Origin of the sequence: Halosimplex rarum (assembly GCF_047715405.1) — an archaeon.
In the GTDB taxonomy this organism is placed as follows: domain Archaea; phylum Halobacteriota; class Halobacteria; order Halobacteriales; family Haloarculaceae; genus Halosimplex; species Halosimplex rarum.
Genome location: NZ_CP180412.1, coordinates 1,157,793 through 1,172,298, shown reverse-complemented (window position 1 = coordinate 1,172,298; position 14,506 = coordinate 1,157,793). Strand labels below are relative to the sequence as shown.

14 protein-coding genes are annotated in these 14,506 nt (G+C 68.5%); 6 read left to right on the top strand and 8 right to left on the bottom strand.

Annotation, left to right across the window (positions count from 1 at the left end):
* Positions 1–31: 31 nt before the first annotated feature.
* On the top strand, positions 32–1,099 hold the full coding sequence (gene gfo6, locus ACMGFH_RS05795; RefSeq protein WP_415381873.1) for a D-xylose 1-dehydrogenase Gfo6: 1,068 nt from the start codon (positions 32–34) through the stop codon (positions 1,097–1,099).
* Between the two features lie 373 nt (positions 1,100–1,472).
* Here the strand turns inward: gfo6 and ACMGFH_RS05790 are convergent, their stop codons facing one another.
* Positions 1,473–2,213, bottom strand: a complete 741-nt coding sequence (locus ACMGFH_RS05790) for a DUF6293 family protein (RefSeq protein ID WP_415381872.1) — start codon at positions 2,211–2,213, stop codon at positions 1,473–1,475.
* A 123-nt stretch (positions 2,214–2,336) separates the two neighbouring features.
* Between ACMGFH_RS05790 and ACMGFH_RS05785 the strand changes: the two genes are divergently transcribed.
* On the top strand, positions 2,337–2,966 hold the full coding sequence (locus ACMGFH_RS05785; protein WP_415381871.1) for a hypothetical protein: 630 nt from the start codon (positions 2,337–2,339) through the stop codon (positions 2,964–2,966).
* A gap of 78 nt (positions 2,967–3,044) precedes the next feature.
* On the opposite strand, the gene ACMGFH_RS05780 is transcribed toward ACMGFH_RS05785, so the two are convergent.
* The 3 genes from ACMGFH_RS05780 to glmU form a co-directional block, all read right to left on the bottom strand.
* On the bottom strand, positions 3,045–4,286 hold the full coding sequence (locus tag ACMGFH_RS05780) for a mandelate racemase/muconate lactonizing enzyme family protein (RefSeq protein WP_415381870.1): 1,242 nt from the start codon (positions 4,284–4,286) through the stop codon (positions 3,045–3,047).
* 307 nt (positions 4,287–4,593) lie between these two features.
* Positions 4,594–4,776 (bottom strand): hypothetical protein, encoded by a 183-nt coding sequence (locus ACMGFH_RS05775; RefSeq protein WP_415381869.1) that lies wholly within the window; start codon positions 4,774–4,776, stop codon positions 4,594–4,596.
* Between the two features lie 99 nt (positions 4,777–4,875).
* Positions 4,876–6,060 carry a bifunctional sugar-1-phosphate nucleotidylyltransferase/acetyltransferase gene (gene glmU, locus ACMGFH_RS05770; protein WP_415381867.1) on the bottom strand — a complete coding sequence of 395 codons (1,185 nt, stop codon included), beginning with the start codon at positions 6,058–6,060 and terminating at the stop codon, positions 4,876–4,878.
* A gap of 257 nt (positions 6,061–6,317) precedes the next feature.
* Between glmU and ACMGFH_RS05765 the strand changes: the two genes are divergently transcribed.
* The 4 genes from ACMGFH_RS05765 to ACMGFH_RS05750 all read left to right on the top strand — a co-directional run bounded on the left by ACMGFH_RS05765 (position 6,318) and on the right by ACMGFH_RS05750 (position 9,858).
* Positions 6,318–6,698, top strand: a complete 381-nt coding sequence (locus ACMGFH_RS05765) for a hypothetical protein (RefSeq protein ID WP_415381866.1) — start codon at positions 6,318–6,320, stop codon at positions 6,696–6,698.
* Positions 6,699–6,781: 83 nt separating this feature from the next.
* Complete coding sequence (locus tag ACMGFH_RS05760; protein WP_415381865.1) at positions 6,782–7,570, top strand: GTP cyclohydrolase III; 789 nt, start codon at positions 6,782–6,784, stop codon at positions 7,568–7,570.
* Between the two features lie 112 nt (positions 7,571–7,682).
* Positions 7,683–8,261, top strand: coding sequence for a cyclic nucleotide-binding/CBS domain-containing protein (locus ACMGFH_RS05755; RefSeq protein WP_415381864.1), 579 nt, complete (start codon positions 7,683–7,685; stop codon positions 8,259–8,261).
* 229 nt (positions 8,262–8,490) lie between these two features.
* A complete protein-coding gene (locus ACMGFH_RS05750; RefSeq protein WP_415381863.1) occupies positions 8,491–9,858 on the top strand; it encodes an ABC transporter substrate-binding protein in 1,368 nt (455 codons plus the stop codon).
* A gap of 50 nt (positions 9,859–9,908) precedes the next feature.
* On the opposite strand, the gene ACMGFH_RS05745 is transcribed toward ACMGFH_RS05750, so the two are convergent.
* From ACMGFH_RS05745 to ACMGFH_RS05730, 4 genes are read right to left on the bottom strand one after another with little or no spacing between them, the layout of a single operon-like run.
* Positions 9,909–10,721 carry an ABC transporter ATP-binding protein gene (locus ACMGFH_RS05745; protein ID WP_415381862.1) on the bottom strand — a complete coding sequence of 271 codons (813 nt, stop codon included), beginning with the start codon at positions 10,719–10,721 and terminating at the stop codon, positions 9,909–9,911.
* Entirely contained in the window at positions 10,718–11,629 is a 912-nt protein-coding gene (locus tag ACMGFH_RS05740; protein WP_415381861.1) for an ABC transporter ATP-binding protein, read from the bottom strand. The genes ACMGFH_RS05745 and ACMGFH_RS05740 overlap by 4 nt, the downstream gene beginning before the upstream one ends.
* Positions 11,622–13,052, bottom strand: coding sequence for a branched-chain amino acid ABC transporter permease (locus ACMGFH_RS05735; RefSeq protein ID WP_415381860.1), 1,431 nt, complete (start codon positions 13,050–13,052; stop codon positions 11,622–11,624). Before ACMGFH_RS05735 ends, ACMGFH_RS05740 begins: the two co-directional genes overlap by 8 nt.
* The gene (locus ACMGFH_RS05730; protein ID WP_415381859.1) at positions 13,049–14,323 is read right to left on the bottom strand and encodes a branched-chain amino acid ABC transporter permease; all 1,275 of its coding nucleotides are present in this window, start codon (positions 14,321–14,323) and stop codon (positions 13,049–13,051) included. The genes ACMGFH_RS05735 and ACMGFH_RS05730 overlap by 4 nt, the downstream gene beginning before the upstream one ends.
* Between the last annotated feature and the right edge of the window lie 183 nt (positions 14,324–14,506).

Below are 14,506 nucleotides of genomic sequence, written 5' to 3'. Positions count from 1 at the left end.
ACTTATGCCGGTCGCGTCCGCGCACACGCCCATGGATTTGCGCGAGTACTTCGACGACTTCACGGCGAAAGACTGGCCGCGAGCCGACGAGGGGACGGTTCGCTTCGCGATGATCGGGCTCGGGTGGTGGACGCTCGACTACGCCATCCCCGCGACGAACGAACTCGACCACCTGGAGACGACGACGGTGGTCAGTTCGACGACGGAGAAGGCCCAGGGCGTCGCCGACGACCACGAGACCATCGAGCACGCGCTCACCTACGACGAATTCCAGGAGGGCGCGGCGACCGACGCTTACGACGCCGTCTACGTCGGAACGCCCAACGCGCTCCACCTGCCCTACGTCGAAGCGGCCGCCGAGTTCGGCAAGGACATCCTCTGCGAGAAACCCCTGGAAGCCAACGTCGAACGTGCGGAGCGACTCGTCGAGGCCGCCGAGGACGTAACCCTCGGCGTCGAGTACCGGATGCACGTCCAGCCCGCGGTTCGCACGATGCGCGAACTCGTCGACTCGGGATTCGTCGGCGACGTGGCGCTCGTCCACGGCAACATGTCGCAGCCGCTCCTTTCGATAAACGACGACTACGACCAGTGGCGGCTCAACCCCGACATGGCCGGCGCCGGCGCGTCCGTGACGGACCTCGGCGTCTACTCCATCAACACGACGCGGTTCGTGATCGACCGCGACCCGGTGGCCGTCTCCGGCGCGACCTGGTCCGACCACGAGGCCTTCGACGACGTCCCCGACGAACGGGCGAGTTTCACCGTCGAGTTCCCCGACGGCGTCCTCGCTTCCTGCACCGCCAGCCAGAACGCCCAGGAAGCGAGCAGTCTTCGCGTCGTCGGGACCGAGGGCGAACTCCTCCTCGAAGACGCCTTCCTCGGCGGCGAGCGGAAACTGACGGTCACGCGCGGCGACACCACGATCACGACGGAGTTCGACCAGATCAGGGAGACCAGGCGCTCGCTGGAGTACTTCGCCGACCACGTCCTGACCGACACGCCGATCCTCGGCGACGGCGAACACGGGCTCGTCGACCAGCGCGCCATCGACGCCGTTTACGAGGCCGCCGAGTCGGGCGAGCGCGTCGAACTGTAACGAGCGGTTCTCTCGACGATTTTCGGGCGTTCGTCGGAACGCGAGCGGAGCGGCCGGTCGCCGGCCGCTTCGCCGTGTCAGAGGCAGCGATTGTCCGTTACGATACACCAGCGGCGCAGTCCGGCAGCGGACGGAGGGAGGGCCGAAGCGTCGGGGAGACCGTTGGGGGACGGCGGATGCACCGTCCGACCCACCGGGCTGCGCCCACTACGTGCTACAGACCGGTTATTTGTAAGCTCTATCGAGATACAATGTATTGTATCAAAACTATCCATACTATACGTACCAGATACACTGTCGGCGATGGCGGCGTCGCTACGGGACGAACGATCGAACGGCGGGGGTGCCACCCCGGCGGCAGCGGTCGGCCGACTCAGAGCTTGTGGCGGAACGCGTGGAGGACGTTCTCACCGGTCTCGGTCAGGCGGATCTGTTTCTGCCGACCGACGCGTTCGACCTCGATGTAGCCGTCGTCGACGAGCGGGTCGACGATGTTGGCGTTCAGGAGGGCGAACTTCGCCTTGTCGTTGGCGGGGTCGGCGTCCGCGATGAACGAGAGGGCCGCCGACTCGGCGAAGTCGATGAGGTCGGACTTCTTGGCGGTGTACGTCTCGTCGTTGGTCCCCTCCAGGTAGTCGAGGATCGCCACCTGATCGCGCGAGACAGCCTCGATAGGGTAGGAGGGCAGCACTTCGTCGTCGCGCATCCCGCGCGTTCGCGGGGTCGACTCCAGGTCGGGGACGTGCTCGTCGACGTGGACGTAGTAGGCGGTCGCGTCGGTCGCCATGCAGGCGATGGCGCTCCCGATTGCGGCGAGTTTCCCGCCGCTGGAGACGTTCACACGGACGACGTCACTCTCGTGGTCGGCCGCGACCGTCGTCACGACCGCGAGTACGTCGTAGAGGTCGGTCAGGTCCGTCTCCCGGAAGCGGATGGTCCGTCCGTCGCCACCGAGTTCCTCGACGAGCGCCTCCTGGTAGGGGGTCAGCGGGGTGTGTTCGCCGTCCGGCGCGAGGAGGTACACCACGTCCGCGTCGTGCTTGCGGACCGGTCGGAGGATCCGGTCGTGCTCGTAGCCGAGCGGCACGACGTGGACTTCGTCGATGGTTCGCATGCGAGGGAGCGCGCGCCGGACGGTGGTGAGCGTTTCGGTGGGGACCACCGAACCCGGCGAGTGGGTACGAGACACCTCGCGTTCCCGTTAGTCTTTAACCGCACCACCGCCCACTGTCAGTCCATGACAGGCATCAGGGACCCGGAGGAACTCCGGGATGCACCCGGCGTCGAGTTCCGCGAGCAAACGCGCGTCGTCGACGAGACCGAGTTCGAGACGGTCGCGGCAGGCGCCGAGGACCAGAGCGGGCTCGTCGTCGTCGGCCTGACGAGTCACGACGGCCACCTCCTGCTGGTCGACTCGGAGTACATCGACGGGTGGACGCTCCCGAACGGCCCCGTCGGCGTCGACGAGGACTGGGCCATCGCGGCCGACCGCTGGTGCGAGGAGTCGATCGGCGTCCCCGTCGACGTCCGGGCGCCGGAACTCGTCGTCCGCACCGAAACGCGCACGGAGAGCGGCGACGAGAGCGTCGTCGGCTACAGCGTCGTGTTCGGCGCCTCGCTCCTCCGGGGGATGGAAGGGAGCGGAATCGGGCCAACCGACGCCGCGCCACCGGGTTCCGGGCCGGACGGTTCCGGCGGGGCCGACGGCGGTGCATCGACCGGCAGCGGCGACGGAGCGACCAGCGGCGACGACGGACCGCCCGGACCGAACGACATCGCCGATCGGCCCGACCTGGAGTGGTTCACCGAGGTTCCGGACGACGCGGCGCCCGGCCACGACGCGCTGATCCGGTTCTTCCTCGACTGAGATCCGAAAAAACGAGTCCGGCCGTCGGCGACGTCTCATCGAACGCCGCTGAGCAAAGCTCAGCGTGCTCGACGAACCTTACGCTTCGTCGAAGAGGGTCTCGCCGTTCACCATGTGCTCTTCGACTGTGTCGAGGTCGAGGGTCACGCCGAGGCCCGGCTCTTCGGGGACGGTCATGTAGCCGTCCTCGATGAGACCGTCCTCCTGGACGAGGTCTTCCCACCAGTCGAGCTCGTAGGAGTGGTACTCGACGGCCAGCGAGTTCGGGACGGCGGTGCCGACGTGAGCGCTCGCGACGGTGCCGACCGGCGAGGAGACGTTGTGCATCGCGACGGGGACGTAGTACTGGTTCGCGACGTCGGCGATCTTCTTCGTCTCGCGCATGCCGCCGATCTTCGGCATGTCGGGCGCGACGATGTCGAGGGCCTGGTCCTCGATGAGGCGGCGGTGCTCGGTGACGCGGTAGCGGTTCTCGCCGACGGTGATCGGCGTCGTCGTCGAGTCGGTGACCTTCTTCTGGACCTCGAGGTTCTCCGGCGGGACGGGGTCTTCGAGCCACCACACGTCGTAGTCCTCGATGGCCTCGGCCAGGCGCTCGGCGGAGTTCGCGGAGAACGTCCAGTGGCAGTCGAAGGCCACGTCGGCGCGGTCCTTGACGCGCTCGGTAACCTTCTCGACGATCTCGGCCTTGTGGCGGATCTCGCCCGGGCGGAGGTGGCGGTTGGCGCGGTCCTTCTCGAACCCGCTGGGGACGTCCAGGTCGAACTTCAGGGCGTCGTAGCCCAGATCCTCGACGACGCGCTCGGCCTCGTCGGCGCAGGCGTCGGGGTCCGCCTCCTCCTCGGTGTGGCAGTCGCAGTAGATGCGCATCTCGTCGCGGTACTTGCCGCCCAGCAGCTGGTACGCGGGGACCTCGATGATCTTGCCCGCCAGGTCGTGCAGCGCGACGTCGATACCGGAGATAGCGGACACCGTCACGCCCTCGACCGACCCCTCGCCGGACATCTTCTGGATGAGGTGCTCGTAGAGGCGGTCGATGTCGAGCGGGTTTTCACCGATGAGGAACGGCGTCATCCGCTCGATCAGTTCCGGGATGCCCGCGCCCCAGTAGGCCTCGCCGGTCCCCACGATACCGGCGTCGGTGTAGATGCGGACGAGCGTCCACGGGAAGTTCCCGTCGACCATGGTGCACTGGACGTCGGTGATCTCGACGTCGCGGCCGCCGCCGCGCTTGGCCGCGGCCCCCATCGTCTCCGCCGACAGTTCCCGCATCGTGTACTCCGCGTTCGGATCGTGCAGATCCCTGTAATCGCGTCCCATGCCGCCGGCTACTGCTGGACCGTACTAAAGTGTGGAGGAATTGGTTCTACGACGTTCGGCTCTACGGAACGTCGGGCGGAACCGTTTGGTGGAGAAGGGGCGACCGATTCCGCCGAATGCGCTGCTGTGACGGGTTGTGAGACAATATCCGCAGTCCGGCGAGGGGAGTCGGCGACGCGGCGATAACGGATCGCATCGGTAGCGACAGACCGACCGTCGCCCTGGCTCGATTCGCTCGCGGTCGGCCGTCACGGGCTCCGAGCGCTCTCGCTGTCGGCCGGCGAACCGGCGGGCGCTCGCCGTCCGCTCACTCGGCCCACTCGTCGCGGTGGGCCTCGCTGCAGAAGTGCGTCGTTTCGACCTCGCCGTCCACGACGCGCGTGGTCACCCGGTGGTCGGGATTCTGGACCAGCGCGTCGCCGCAGACGGCGCACGTCGGCGCCTCGTCCTCGGCCACGTCCTCGTTGAGATCGGAGGTCGGATCCACCATCTTGTCCCACTCGAAGACATCGACCCACTTAATCGCATACATCGAACGCGAGCGCGAGTGCGTCCGGCCACCACGGTAGGAAACCGACCGAACCGGGCTTCAGCGGTCTCGCGTGACCGACTCGCCAGGGTTCGTCGTCGCGCCGGCCGAGAGACGTACGCCGGGATTCAGACTGGTGTTGATGCCGGTCTTGACGCCGTCGCCGGCGACGACGCCGAACTTCCGGCGGCCGGTCGAGACGCGGTCGCCCTTGACGGTGAAGCGGACGGACTCGCCGTCGTGGCGGAGGTTCGCGACCTTCGTTCCTGCCCCGAAGTTCACGTCGCGGCCGAGGACGCTGTCGCCGACGTACGAGAGGTGCGGGACGTGCGTCCCCTCCATGACGACGCTGTTTTTGATCTCGACGCCGTTCCCGACGTGGGTGTCTTCCGCGAGCAGCGTCGCGCCGCGAACGTAGGCGTTAGGGCCGACCTCGGCGCCCGAGCGGATCAGCGCCGGCCCCTCGACGACGACGCCCGCGTCGACCGTCGCTCCCTCCTCGACCACGACTGGACCGCGCAGGTCGGCGCGCTCGTGGACGTCGCCCCGGATGTCGCGGTCGAGTTCGCCGACCTTCCACTCGTTGGCTTCGAGCAGTTCCCAGGGACGGCCGCAGCCGAGCCAGCGCTCGACCCCGACGGTGGTGACGGAGCGTTCGGCGATCACCTTCGAGAGCACGTCGGTGATCTCGTGTTCGCCGCGCTCGCTGAGCGGGACGTCGAGCCACTCGCGCGCTTCGGCCGGGAAGCGGTAGAGGCCGACGTTCACGAGGTCCGTCGGCGGATCGGTGGGCTTCTCGACGATGCCGGTCACGACGCCGTCCTCGACCTCGAAGACGCCGTAGCTCGTGGGGTCGTCGACCCGGTAGGTGCCGACTGCGGGTCCCTCGGCCGACAGCAGCGCGTCGACGCTCGCGCGGTCGTAGAGGTCGTCGCCGTTGAGGACGACGAAGGGACCGTCGAGGTGTTCGCTCGCGCACTGGACCGCGTGAGCCGTGCCGAGTTGCTCCTCCTGCACGGCGTATTCGACCGGGACGCCGCGATACTCCTCGCCGAAGTACTCCCTGACCGCCTCGGCCTCGTACCCGACGACGAGGACCAGTTCGGAGGCGCCGGCGTCGACGGCGGCGTCGGCGCCGTGGGCGACGAGCGGTCGGTCGGCGACCGGCAGCATCGGCTTCGGCAGCGACTCTGTCAGCGGCCGCATCCGGGTACCCTCCCCGGCCGTCAAGAGGACGACTTGCATACTGGCGTCGTCGCCCGGACGGCCCAAAGAGGTACCGCCGCGGGCATTGGTGGCACACCGCTAATCGACCGACCGAGAGGCGACCGCCGCTGTGCCGGAAATCCCGATGTCGGAGCCCGACGGTCGGCGCTAGCACCGGAACGGGCCCCACCCCGCGTGGTACCGCGACACATACTAATGCGGCCGACCCGTAGTTCGGCGGCAGAGAACGATGTCCGGAATCGAGTGCAAGCGAGGGGCCGAGGGAGGGGTCGCTCGTGACCAGTGAGGAGGAAGCGGAGCCGAACAACGGGTCGGAGCTCCCGGAGTCGGTGATCGCGGACCTGCGTGCGGACGGCCGTCGCCGCCGCGTCCTGGATCGGCTCGCCGAGTCCGAGCGGCCGCTGCCCGTCTCTGACCTGGCCCGGCGCGTCGCGGCGGCGGAGGAAGCGGGCGCGGTCGAGGAAGTGTCGAGGGAAACGGCCGACCCCGTCCGCCGCGACATCTTCCAGCGGCACCTGCCGAAGCTCACGGCGACCGGCGTCGTCCGGTACGACTCGCTTCTCGCCACCGTCGAGCTGGCGGTCGACGACGAGCGGCTGTTCGGGGACGACGTCGAGACGAAGTCGCGCGCGTCCTCCGGCGCCGACGGGGAGTGATCCGGCGGGGGCGTCCGGTACGGAACGACGATCGGTCCGGAACGGAAAGACCAATACAGGCAGGTGTCTAACGGGCCGGTACTGTGACGAACACGCAGGTAACGCACGTCCAGATCGACAACTACGGCCCCTGGACGGTCACGCCCGAGCCGCGCCGGGAAGTCGACCTCCAGACGCTCCAGTCCCGCCTCTACGCCGACCTCTCGCAGCTCGTCGGTAACCGGGGCGGTTACGTGTTTTTCTCGCGATTCGACAACATGGTCGCCGTGACGAACGGCCTGACGATCGACGACCACGCGCTGATCCAGGAGTCGGTCGGTAACCGCTACCCCGTGACGATGAGCCTGAGCGTCGCGACCGGGACGACCCCGGCCGAGGCCCTCGGGACGGCCACCGAGCAGCTCCAGGAGGCCGGGAGCGCCCAGGACAAGTCACGCCGGGAGATCCTCCGCGGCCGCGCCATCGAGGAGGACTACCGGACCGCCGACGACCTGCAGATCGCCCACTTCGACGTCGTCGACGCGACCGGGAAGTACACGGACGAACTCAACGAGTTCGACACGTTCATCGAGATCGAGCAGGGCTACGCGGAACTGATGCGGTACATGCGTGAGGCCTACGACTCCCTCTCTTTCTTCGTCGGCGGCGACAACATCATCGCGGTCTGCTCGGCCATGGACGCCGACGACTACCGCGACGCGGTCGCTCACGTGAGCGACGCCGTCGACGTCGAACTCCAGGTCGGCGTCGGTCGCGGCGCCGTCGCCCACGAGGCGGGGATGGCCGCGAAACACGCGCTCGAAGAGTGCCGCGCGACGGGCGAGGAGGTCAGCGTCGACCGGTCGACCACCGACGCCGAACCGCCGGTCTGACGCCCGCGTGAGTCGGTCTCTGCCGGTCGATTTCGGAGTCCGGATCTACGCGTTCTGGCGTCTTAAGGGTGGTGCAGGTAGCTTTTAGGCGAAGTGTGCGAAACGTCCCCACATGGAACGAGACGTGAGCGTCCAGGAGGTGATGGACCGCGAGTTCGTCGGGGTCAGCGAGTCGGACGGCCTCCGGGAGACCGCCGAGTTGATACTCGAGGAGGGGGCCGACAGCGCGGTCGTGCTGCGGGGGGCCGACCCGGTCGGCGTCGTGACTGAGCGGGACGCGCTGGCCACGTTCGTCAGGGCCGAGGGGGAGTCCGCCGACGTCTCGGAGGCGATGACCGACTCGGTCCCGACGGTCTCACCGCAGACGACCATCGCCGAAGCGGCCGACGAGATGTCCGCGCAGTCGACCCAGCGCGTGCTCGTCTCCGACGGGTCCGAACTCCTCGGCGTCCTCTCTGAGCACGACCTGCTGTCCGCCTCGCCCTTCGCGCCGACGGCGAGCGGGCCGGCGTCGGAGGTCGGCGAGCGCGCCGTCGCGGGCGTCTCGGCCGGCCGGGGGGCAGGGGCGACCGAACCCGGCAGGGACGATCGGTACACCGACCAGTCGGTCTGCGAGGCCTGCGGCTCGCTCGCGCGCGGCCTCTCGCCGTTCAACGGGCAACTGCTCTGCGCCGACTGTCGGGACATCTAAACGGGACCGGCCCCCCAACGGTCTGGCATGGTGCCCGGTCGTATCTACCCTGCAGGTAAGCACAAAGTACGTGATCTCTTTCTGGTACGAAATCGGCGGTGTTCACTCCCTCGACCCGATCGGACGTTCTTTGGGCTACCCAGCGGCGCTAGGCACTACCTATAGGACAATAGACGTGACAGGTTGTGGCACACCTTTATATTTGCGCCTTGTTAACAAACGGATCGAGATGTCTCGCAAGATACGACGACGGAAGCTACTGAGGGGGCTCGGCGTCGCCGGTGTGGCCGGTCTGGCCGGGTGCGCGCAGGCGGGGGAGGACACGCCGACGGAGGCCGACGGTGACGACGGCAGCGGCGGGGACGGCGACGGTGGATCGACGGAGACACCCACCGAGACGCCCGCGTCCGACGGCGGGACGGGGACGGATACCGGGGACGGCGGCGGGTCGGGGTCGCGGACCATCAGGGTCGGGATTCTGATGGGCGTCACCGGCGGGCTCTCGGAGCTCGGGCCGCCGATCCGGCAGGCCGCCGAGCTCGCCGCCGAGCACATGGACAGCGAGAGCGACGCGTTCACCATCGACTACCAGTTCGAGGACACGGCAACCGACCCGAACACGGGGATATCGAGCGCGGAAGCGCTGGTCAGCGCCGATTACCCGATGGTGGCCGGGGCGCTGTCGTCGACAGTGACGATCCAGACGGCGAACAACGTCTTCGTGCCCAACGGCGTGGTCCAGTGCTCGCCCGCGAGCACGTCCCCGCAGCTCTCGGACCTCGAAGACAACGGCTACCTCTGGCGGACGACGCCCGGTGACGGGCTCCAGGCCTCCGTGATGACGACGGTCGGTCGCGAGCGGCTGGAGGCCGAATCGACGGCCACGCTCGCGCTGAACAACGACTACGGGCAAGGGCTCGCGGCGGAGTACGTCTCCGCCTGGGAGGACGCCGGCGGCACCGTCCAGAACGAGGTCAGCTTCGAACCGGGCCAGGGGTCGTACACGTCCCAGCTCAGCTCCGCGCTGCAGGACCAACCAGACCTGTTGATGATCGTCGGGTACCCCGAGAGCGGCGTCCAGATCTTCCGGGACTTCTACGGCGATTACTCCCAGGACTTCTGCGACATCGTCGTCCCCGACGGGCTCCAGAGCGGGAGCCTGCCCGGCAACGTCGGCAACTCGATGCGCAACGTCTGGGGGACGGCCCCGAGTTCGACGGGTCCGGGCCGCGACGCGTTCGACTCGATGTACCAGGAGGAGTTCGACAGCGACCCGTCGGAGAGCCCGTTCACGGCCCAGTCGTTCGACGCCGTCGCCGTCCTCGCGCTCGCGAACGCGGCGGCCGGCGAGAACGACGGCGAGGCGATCCGCGACCAGATGGCGAACGTCGCCAACAGCGGCGGCGAGACGGTCACGGCCGACAACCTCGCCGAGGGGCTGGAGATGGCCGCGGACGGGACGGAGATCAACTACCAGGGCGCGTCCAGCAACATCCAGTTCAACGACGCCGGCGACATCGGCGCCGCGACCTACCAGTTCTACCGCTACCAGGAGGGCGGCTTCGAGGTGATCGAGGACATCGAGTACTCGGAGTGAGCGCCCGACGGCGTCGCGGAAGCGATCGGGCTTTTCCGTCCGAACGCGAGCTATCCGCCGAGGAACTGCTGGCGGACCTCGTCGTCGGCGAGCAGGGCGTCGCCGGCGTCGACGAAGCGGTTCTCGCCCTGGACGAGCACGTACCCGCGGTCGCAGCGGCGGAGCGCCTCTTTCGCGTTCTGTTCGACCATCAGGATCGCGGTGCCCGAGTCGTTGATCGCGTCGATGCGCTCGAACAGGTCCTCGACGAGATCGGGCGCGAGCCCCGCCGACGGTTCGTCGAGCAGGAGGAGGTCGGGGTCGAGCATCAGCGCCCGCCCCATCGCGAGCATCTGCTGCTGGCCGCCCGAGAGCGTGCCGGCGCGCTGGCCCTCGCGCTCTTCGAGGACGGGGAAGCGGTCGTAGACGTCGGCGAGGCGCTCCTCGGGGAACTTCTCGAGGACGTACGCCCCCATCTCCAGGTTCTCGCGGACCGACAGTCCCGCGAAGACGTTCTCGTTCTGCGGGACGTAGCCGAGGCCGTGGTGGACCAGCGAGTCGGGCGCGGCGCCGGTGATGTCCTCGCCGTCGAAGCAGATCGATCCATCGAAGATGCGAGTGAGTCCGAACACCGACTTCATCACCGTCGACTTGCCGGCGCCGTTGGGACCGACGATCGTGACGTACTCGCCGTCGGCCACGTCCAGGTCCACGGCCGACAGGATCTGGAGGTCGCCGTACCCGGCGTCGAGGTCACGGACGGCGAGCAGCGAGTCGTCGACGGTGGATGCGTCCGTCGCGTCTGTCGCGGTCGACGCGTCCGCCGTGCCCGTCGCGCTCGTTCCGTCCCGTGACTCCGTGGTCGGCTCGCTCGCGTCGCTCATACGTCCTCCCCCAGGTAGGCGTCGATGACCCGCTCGTTCGACCGGATCGCGGCCGGCGGGCCCTCGGCGAGCACCTGCCCCTGGTGCATGACGATGACGTGCTCGCAGTGCTCCATGATGAGGTCCATGTCGTGCTCGACGAGCAGGAAGGTCAGCCCCTCGTCTCGCAGTTCGTGGACGCGGTCGAGCAGTTTCTCCTCAAGCGTCGGGTTGACGCCGGCGAACGGCTCGTCCAGCAGCATCATCGACGGGTCGAGCAACAGCGCGCGGGCGAGTTCGAGGAGTTTGCGCTGGCCGCCGCTGAGGTTGCCCGCGTACTCCTCGGCGAGGTGGTCGATCTCGAACAGTTCGAGCGTCTCCCAGACGCGCTCGCGCAGTTCGCGCTCCTCCTCGCGGACGCGGCCGCGAAGACCCGGCGTGACCGCGTTGACGAGCCTCTCTCCGGACTGGTTTCGAGGCGCGAGCATCAGGTTCTCCAGGACGGTCATCTCCTCCAGTTCGCGGGCGATCTGGAACGTCCGCACGAGTCCCGCGTTGGCGATAGCGTGGGTTCGCATCCCGGTGAGGTCCCGCCCCTCGAAGGTCACGCGCCCGCCGTCGGGCTCGTGGACGCCGGTGATCAGGTTGAACGTCGTCGACTTGCCGGCGCCGTTGGGCCCGATGAGCCCCGTCAGCGTCCCGCGCTCGACCGAGAACGAGGCGCCGTCGACGGCGCGGATTCCCCCGAAGGACTTGCGGAGGTCGTCGACGACCAGCGACGCCGCCTCCTCGTCGAGCACGCGGTCGGTCACCGCCTCGGAGACGGCGGCCGACTCGTCGGCGAAACCGTCAATCTCGGCCGCCTCGCCGGGCTCGTCGGATTCGGCGGACTCCCCGGTTCCCCCGACTGTCGTCCCGTCCTCAGTCATCGCGACCACCTCCGTCGGCCGCCGTCCGGGGTGGGTTCGAGCCGGTCCGGTCGCCGCGCTTCGACAGGTCGATACTCGACGCGACCTCCTTCCGGTGGCCGAGCAGTCCGGTCGGCCTGCGGTGCATCAGGACGATCAGCACGACGCCGACGAGGACGAACCGCAGCGTCGAGATGTTCTGGAGTGTGTAGGCCAGGAACGGCGAGAGGTTCAGCGACGCGATGGGTGCGACGGCGCCCCCGAACGTGCCGGGGGCGTCGCCCGTCGCGATGAACTTCGAGAAGATGCGGCTCACGTACAGCGGTCCCTGGAAGAGCAGCGCCGCGAACAGCGCACCACCGATGACGCTCCCGGTGTTCGAGCCCGCGCCGCCGATGATGAGCGCGATGAAGATGTAGAACGTCTGTATCGGGCGGAACGTCGTCGATGTGGGGTCGGTGAACCCGCGCTGGGTCTCCCAGAGGATCCCGCCGAGCCCCATCAGCGCGCAACCGACCATGAACACCGTGACCTTGAATCGCCGGGTGTCCTTGCCGAGCGAGTTCGCGACGAGTTCGTCCTCCCGGATGGCCTTGAGCACGCGCCCGAACGGGGAGTTGCCGATCCGGCGGAGCAGCCAGTAGAAGAGGGCGACGAAGCCGATGAGGACGAACGTGTACGCCAGCGAGACGACGACGGTCTCCCTGACCCCGATCGTCGCGAACGCCGACAGGACGGCCTCGCCGAAGACAGTCCGGCCGCCGCTGGCCGGGTTCCCCGGGTTCGTGTAGAACAGCGCCTTCACCGGGATGGTCGGGTTGATGGGCATGTTGATCCCCCGACCGGCGCCCGTGCCGAGCGCCAGATCGGGGAGTATCTCGACGCCCCCGATCTCGAAGTCGAGGGTGGCGAACAGGGTGAACTCCTGCATCGTCGTCGAGAGGAAGGAGAGCCGCACGATCTCCGAGAAGGCGACGGTGACGATGGCGAGGTAGTCGGCGCGGAGCCGCAACGCCGGGAGGGAGACCACCGCGCCCGCGACCGCGGCCATCGCCATCCCGCCGACGACACCGACCCACAGCGGCAGGCCGAGGCCGGGCGGGCTCCCACCGGTCGGTGCGGTCAGCGCTGCGAACGTGTACACGCCGACGGCCATGAAGCCCGCGACGCCGATGTTGAACAGGCCGGTGTACCCCCAGTGGAGGTTCAGCGCGAGGACGAGCATCGCGTACAGCGCCGCCCAGAAGGTGACCCCCTGGAGCGCCGCCACGACGCCGCCGACGCCCTCCGACGGGCCGAGGATCGCGAAGACCGTGAACAGCCCGTAGATGCCGAGCACGACGAGGGCGATCAAGCCCGCGTCGCCCTCACGGATCTCCTCGGCGAGGCGCCCGCGGAAGGCGGTTCCAGGGCGTTCCCCGTCGGTCGCGTCCGCGCCGCTCATGCCGTCGTCACCCCTCCGAAGAGGCCGTCCGGCCGGATCACGAGCACGAGGATCATGATGGCGAACGCGGCGGCCGTCGAGAACGACGACGGGATCCACACCAGCGAGACGGAGTTGGTGAGGCCGATGAGCAGACCACCGATGATCGCGCCATAGATAGACCCGATCCCGCCAAGAATGACGGCGGCGAAGATGAGCAACAGCAGGAGCCACCCGAGGTTGTACGCGAGCGTTCCGCGCTCGAGCGCGAGGAGGTAGCCCGCCGCGCCGGCGAGGCCGCCCCCGATGATCCACGTTGCGCGGACGACCCGCTCGGTCGGGATGCCGGTGATCTGTGCCAGGTCCTCGTTGTCGGCCATCGCCCGCATCGCCTTGCCGAGCTTCGTCCGCTGGAGGGTCACGTGCAGCGCGTACATCAGCGCCAGCGACGTGAGGACCAGCGTCACCTCGGCGCCGGTGACGGTGAGCAGTTCGGCGGAGTAGGCGCCGAAGTCGAGGACCGGGAGTTCCGCGTAGAAGGTGTCCGCGGACACGTCGCCGCTCTGCGCGCGGATGATCGTCGAGCGTTTCGTCGCGAGCGCGAGCGCCCCGTCGACGCCGGCGACGACGAGTTTGGCGCCGTCGGCGGTCAGTCCGCGGTTGCGCGGTCCGAAGACGAAGACGACGACGTAACGCAGCGCCAGCGCGACGCCGATGCTCGCGATGAGGACGGCGATCCCGCTCTGGTCGCGCATCGGTTCGAAGACGAGTCGGTCGAGTACGAGCGACAGCGCGATGGTAGCGAGCGCGGCCACGACCAGCCCGCCGAAGACCGCCAGCGGCGTCTGGAGCACGCTGACGGAGATGTCGGCAGCGCTCGGCCCGGCCGGACCGAAGCCGACCGTGGCGAGGTAGAGGGCGTTCCCTTCCAGGAGACCGCCCCCGAACCCGGCGACGAGGAAGGCGACGCCCCACCCGGCGAACGCCCCGCTCGTGATGTAGTCGCCGTGTGCGAAGTTCGCGAAACTGAGGATGCTGTAGGTCATCGACAGGCCGATTCCGGCCAGGCCGATGCCCAGACCGACGACGATGCCGTCCCAGACGAGCGTGATCAGCCGCCCGACGGCGAGGCTCCCGCCGAGGAGCGTCGCCGAGCCGACTGTGAGTTCGAACCCGACGAGTCTGAACAGGAGGTCGACGGCGAGAAGGACCACCAAACCGCCGAACAGTGCCGTCTTCGGCCGCTCCGCGACAGCTACAGACCAGTCGGTGACGCGCTCACTCGTGGCCATGGTTCGGTGTCGGTGCCGCCAGGTCGGACTGGCCGAACGTGGATCCGGAGCGGTCACGGGTCCTCGCTGTCGGTGTCCGACGGCGCGCCAGTACTGGTCGCGACGTGTTCGTCGTGTGCGACGGCCGGGTCCGAGTCCCCAGCAAGCGGAGCCGCGCGCCGTCGGTCGACGGGCGTCTGCGGT

What these genes read in the sequence shown, in the direction of transcription:
- ACMGFH_RS05780 (WP_415381870.1), bottom strand. Translation starts at nt 4,286, where the DNA reads ATGGGACGCGATTACAGGGATCTGCACGATCCGAACGCGGAGTACACG.
- ACMGFH_RS05740 (WP_415381861.1), bottom strand. Translation starts at nt 11,629, where the DNA reads ATGACTGAGGACGGGACGACAGTCGGGGGAACCGGGGAGTCCGCCGAA.
- ACMGFH_RS05745 (WP_415381862.1), bottom strand. Translation starts at nt 10,721, where the DNA reads ATGAGCGACGCGAGCGAGCCGACCACGGAGTCACGGGACGGAACGAGC.
- ACMGFH_RS05750 (WP_415381863.1), top strand. Translation starts at nt 8,491, where the DNA reads ATGTCTCGCAAGATACGACGACGGAAGCTACTGAGGGGGCTCGGCGTC.
- glmU (WP_415381867.1), bottom strand. Translation starts at nt 6,060, where the DNA reads ATGCAAGTCGTCCTCTTGACGGCCGGGGAGGGTACCCGGATGCGGCCG.
- ACMGFH_RS05775 (WP_415381869.1), bottom strand. Translation starts at nt 4,776, where the DNA reads ATGGTGGATCCGACCTCCGATCTCAACGAGGACGTGGCCGAGGACGAG.
- ACMGFH_RS05785 (WP_415381871.1), top strand. Translation starts at nt 2,337, where the DNA reads ATGACAGGCATCAGGGACCCGGAGGAACTCCGGGATGCACCCGGCGTC.
- ACMGFH_RS05730 (WP_415381859.1), bottom strand. Translation starts at nt 14,323, where the DNA reads ATGGCCACGAGTGAGCGCGTCACCGACTGGTCTGTAGCTGTCGCGGAG.
- ACMGFH_RS05790 (WP_415381872.1), bottom strand. Translation starts at nt 2,213, where the DNA reads ATGCGAACCATCGACGAAGTCCACGTCGTGCCGCTCGGCTACGAGCAC.
- ACMGFH_RS05735 (WP_415381860.1), bottom strand. Translation starts at nt 13,052, where the DNA reads ATGAGCGGCGCGGACGCGACCGACGGGGAACGCCCTGGAACCGCCTTC.
- gfo6 (WP_415381873.1), top strand. Translation starts at nt 32, where the DNA reads ATGGATTTGCGCGAGTACTTCGACGACTTCACGGCGAAAGACTGGCCG.
- ACMGFH_RS05755 (WP_415381864.1), top strand. Translation starts at nt 7,683, where the DNA reads ATGGAACGAGACGTGAGCGTCCAGGAGGTGATGGACCGCGAGTTCGTC.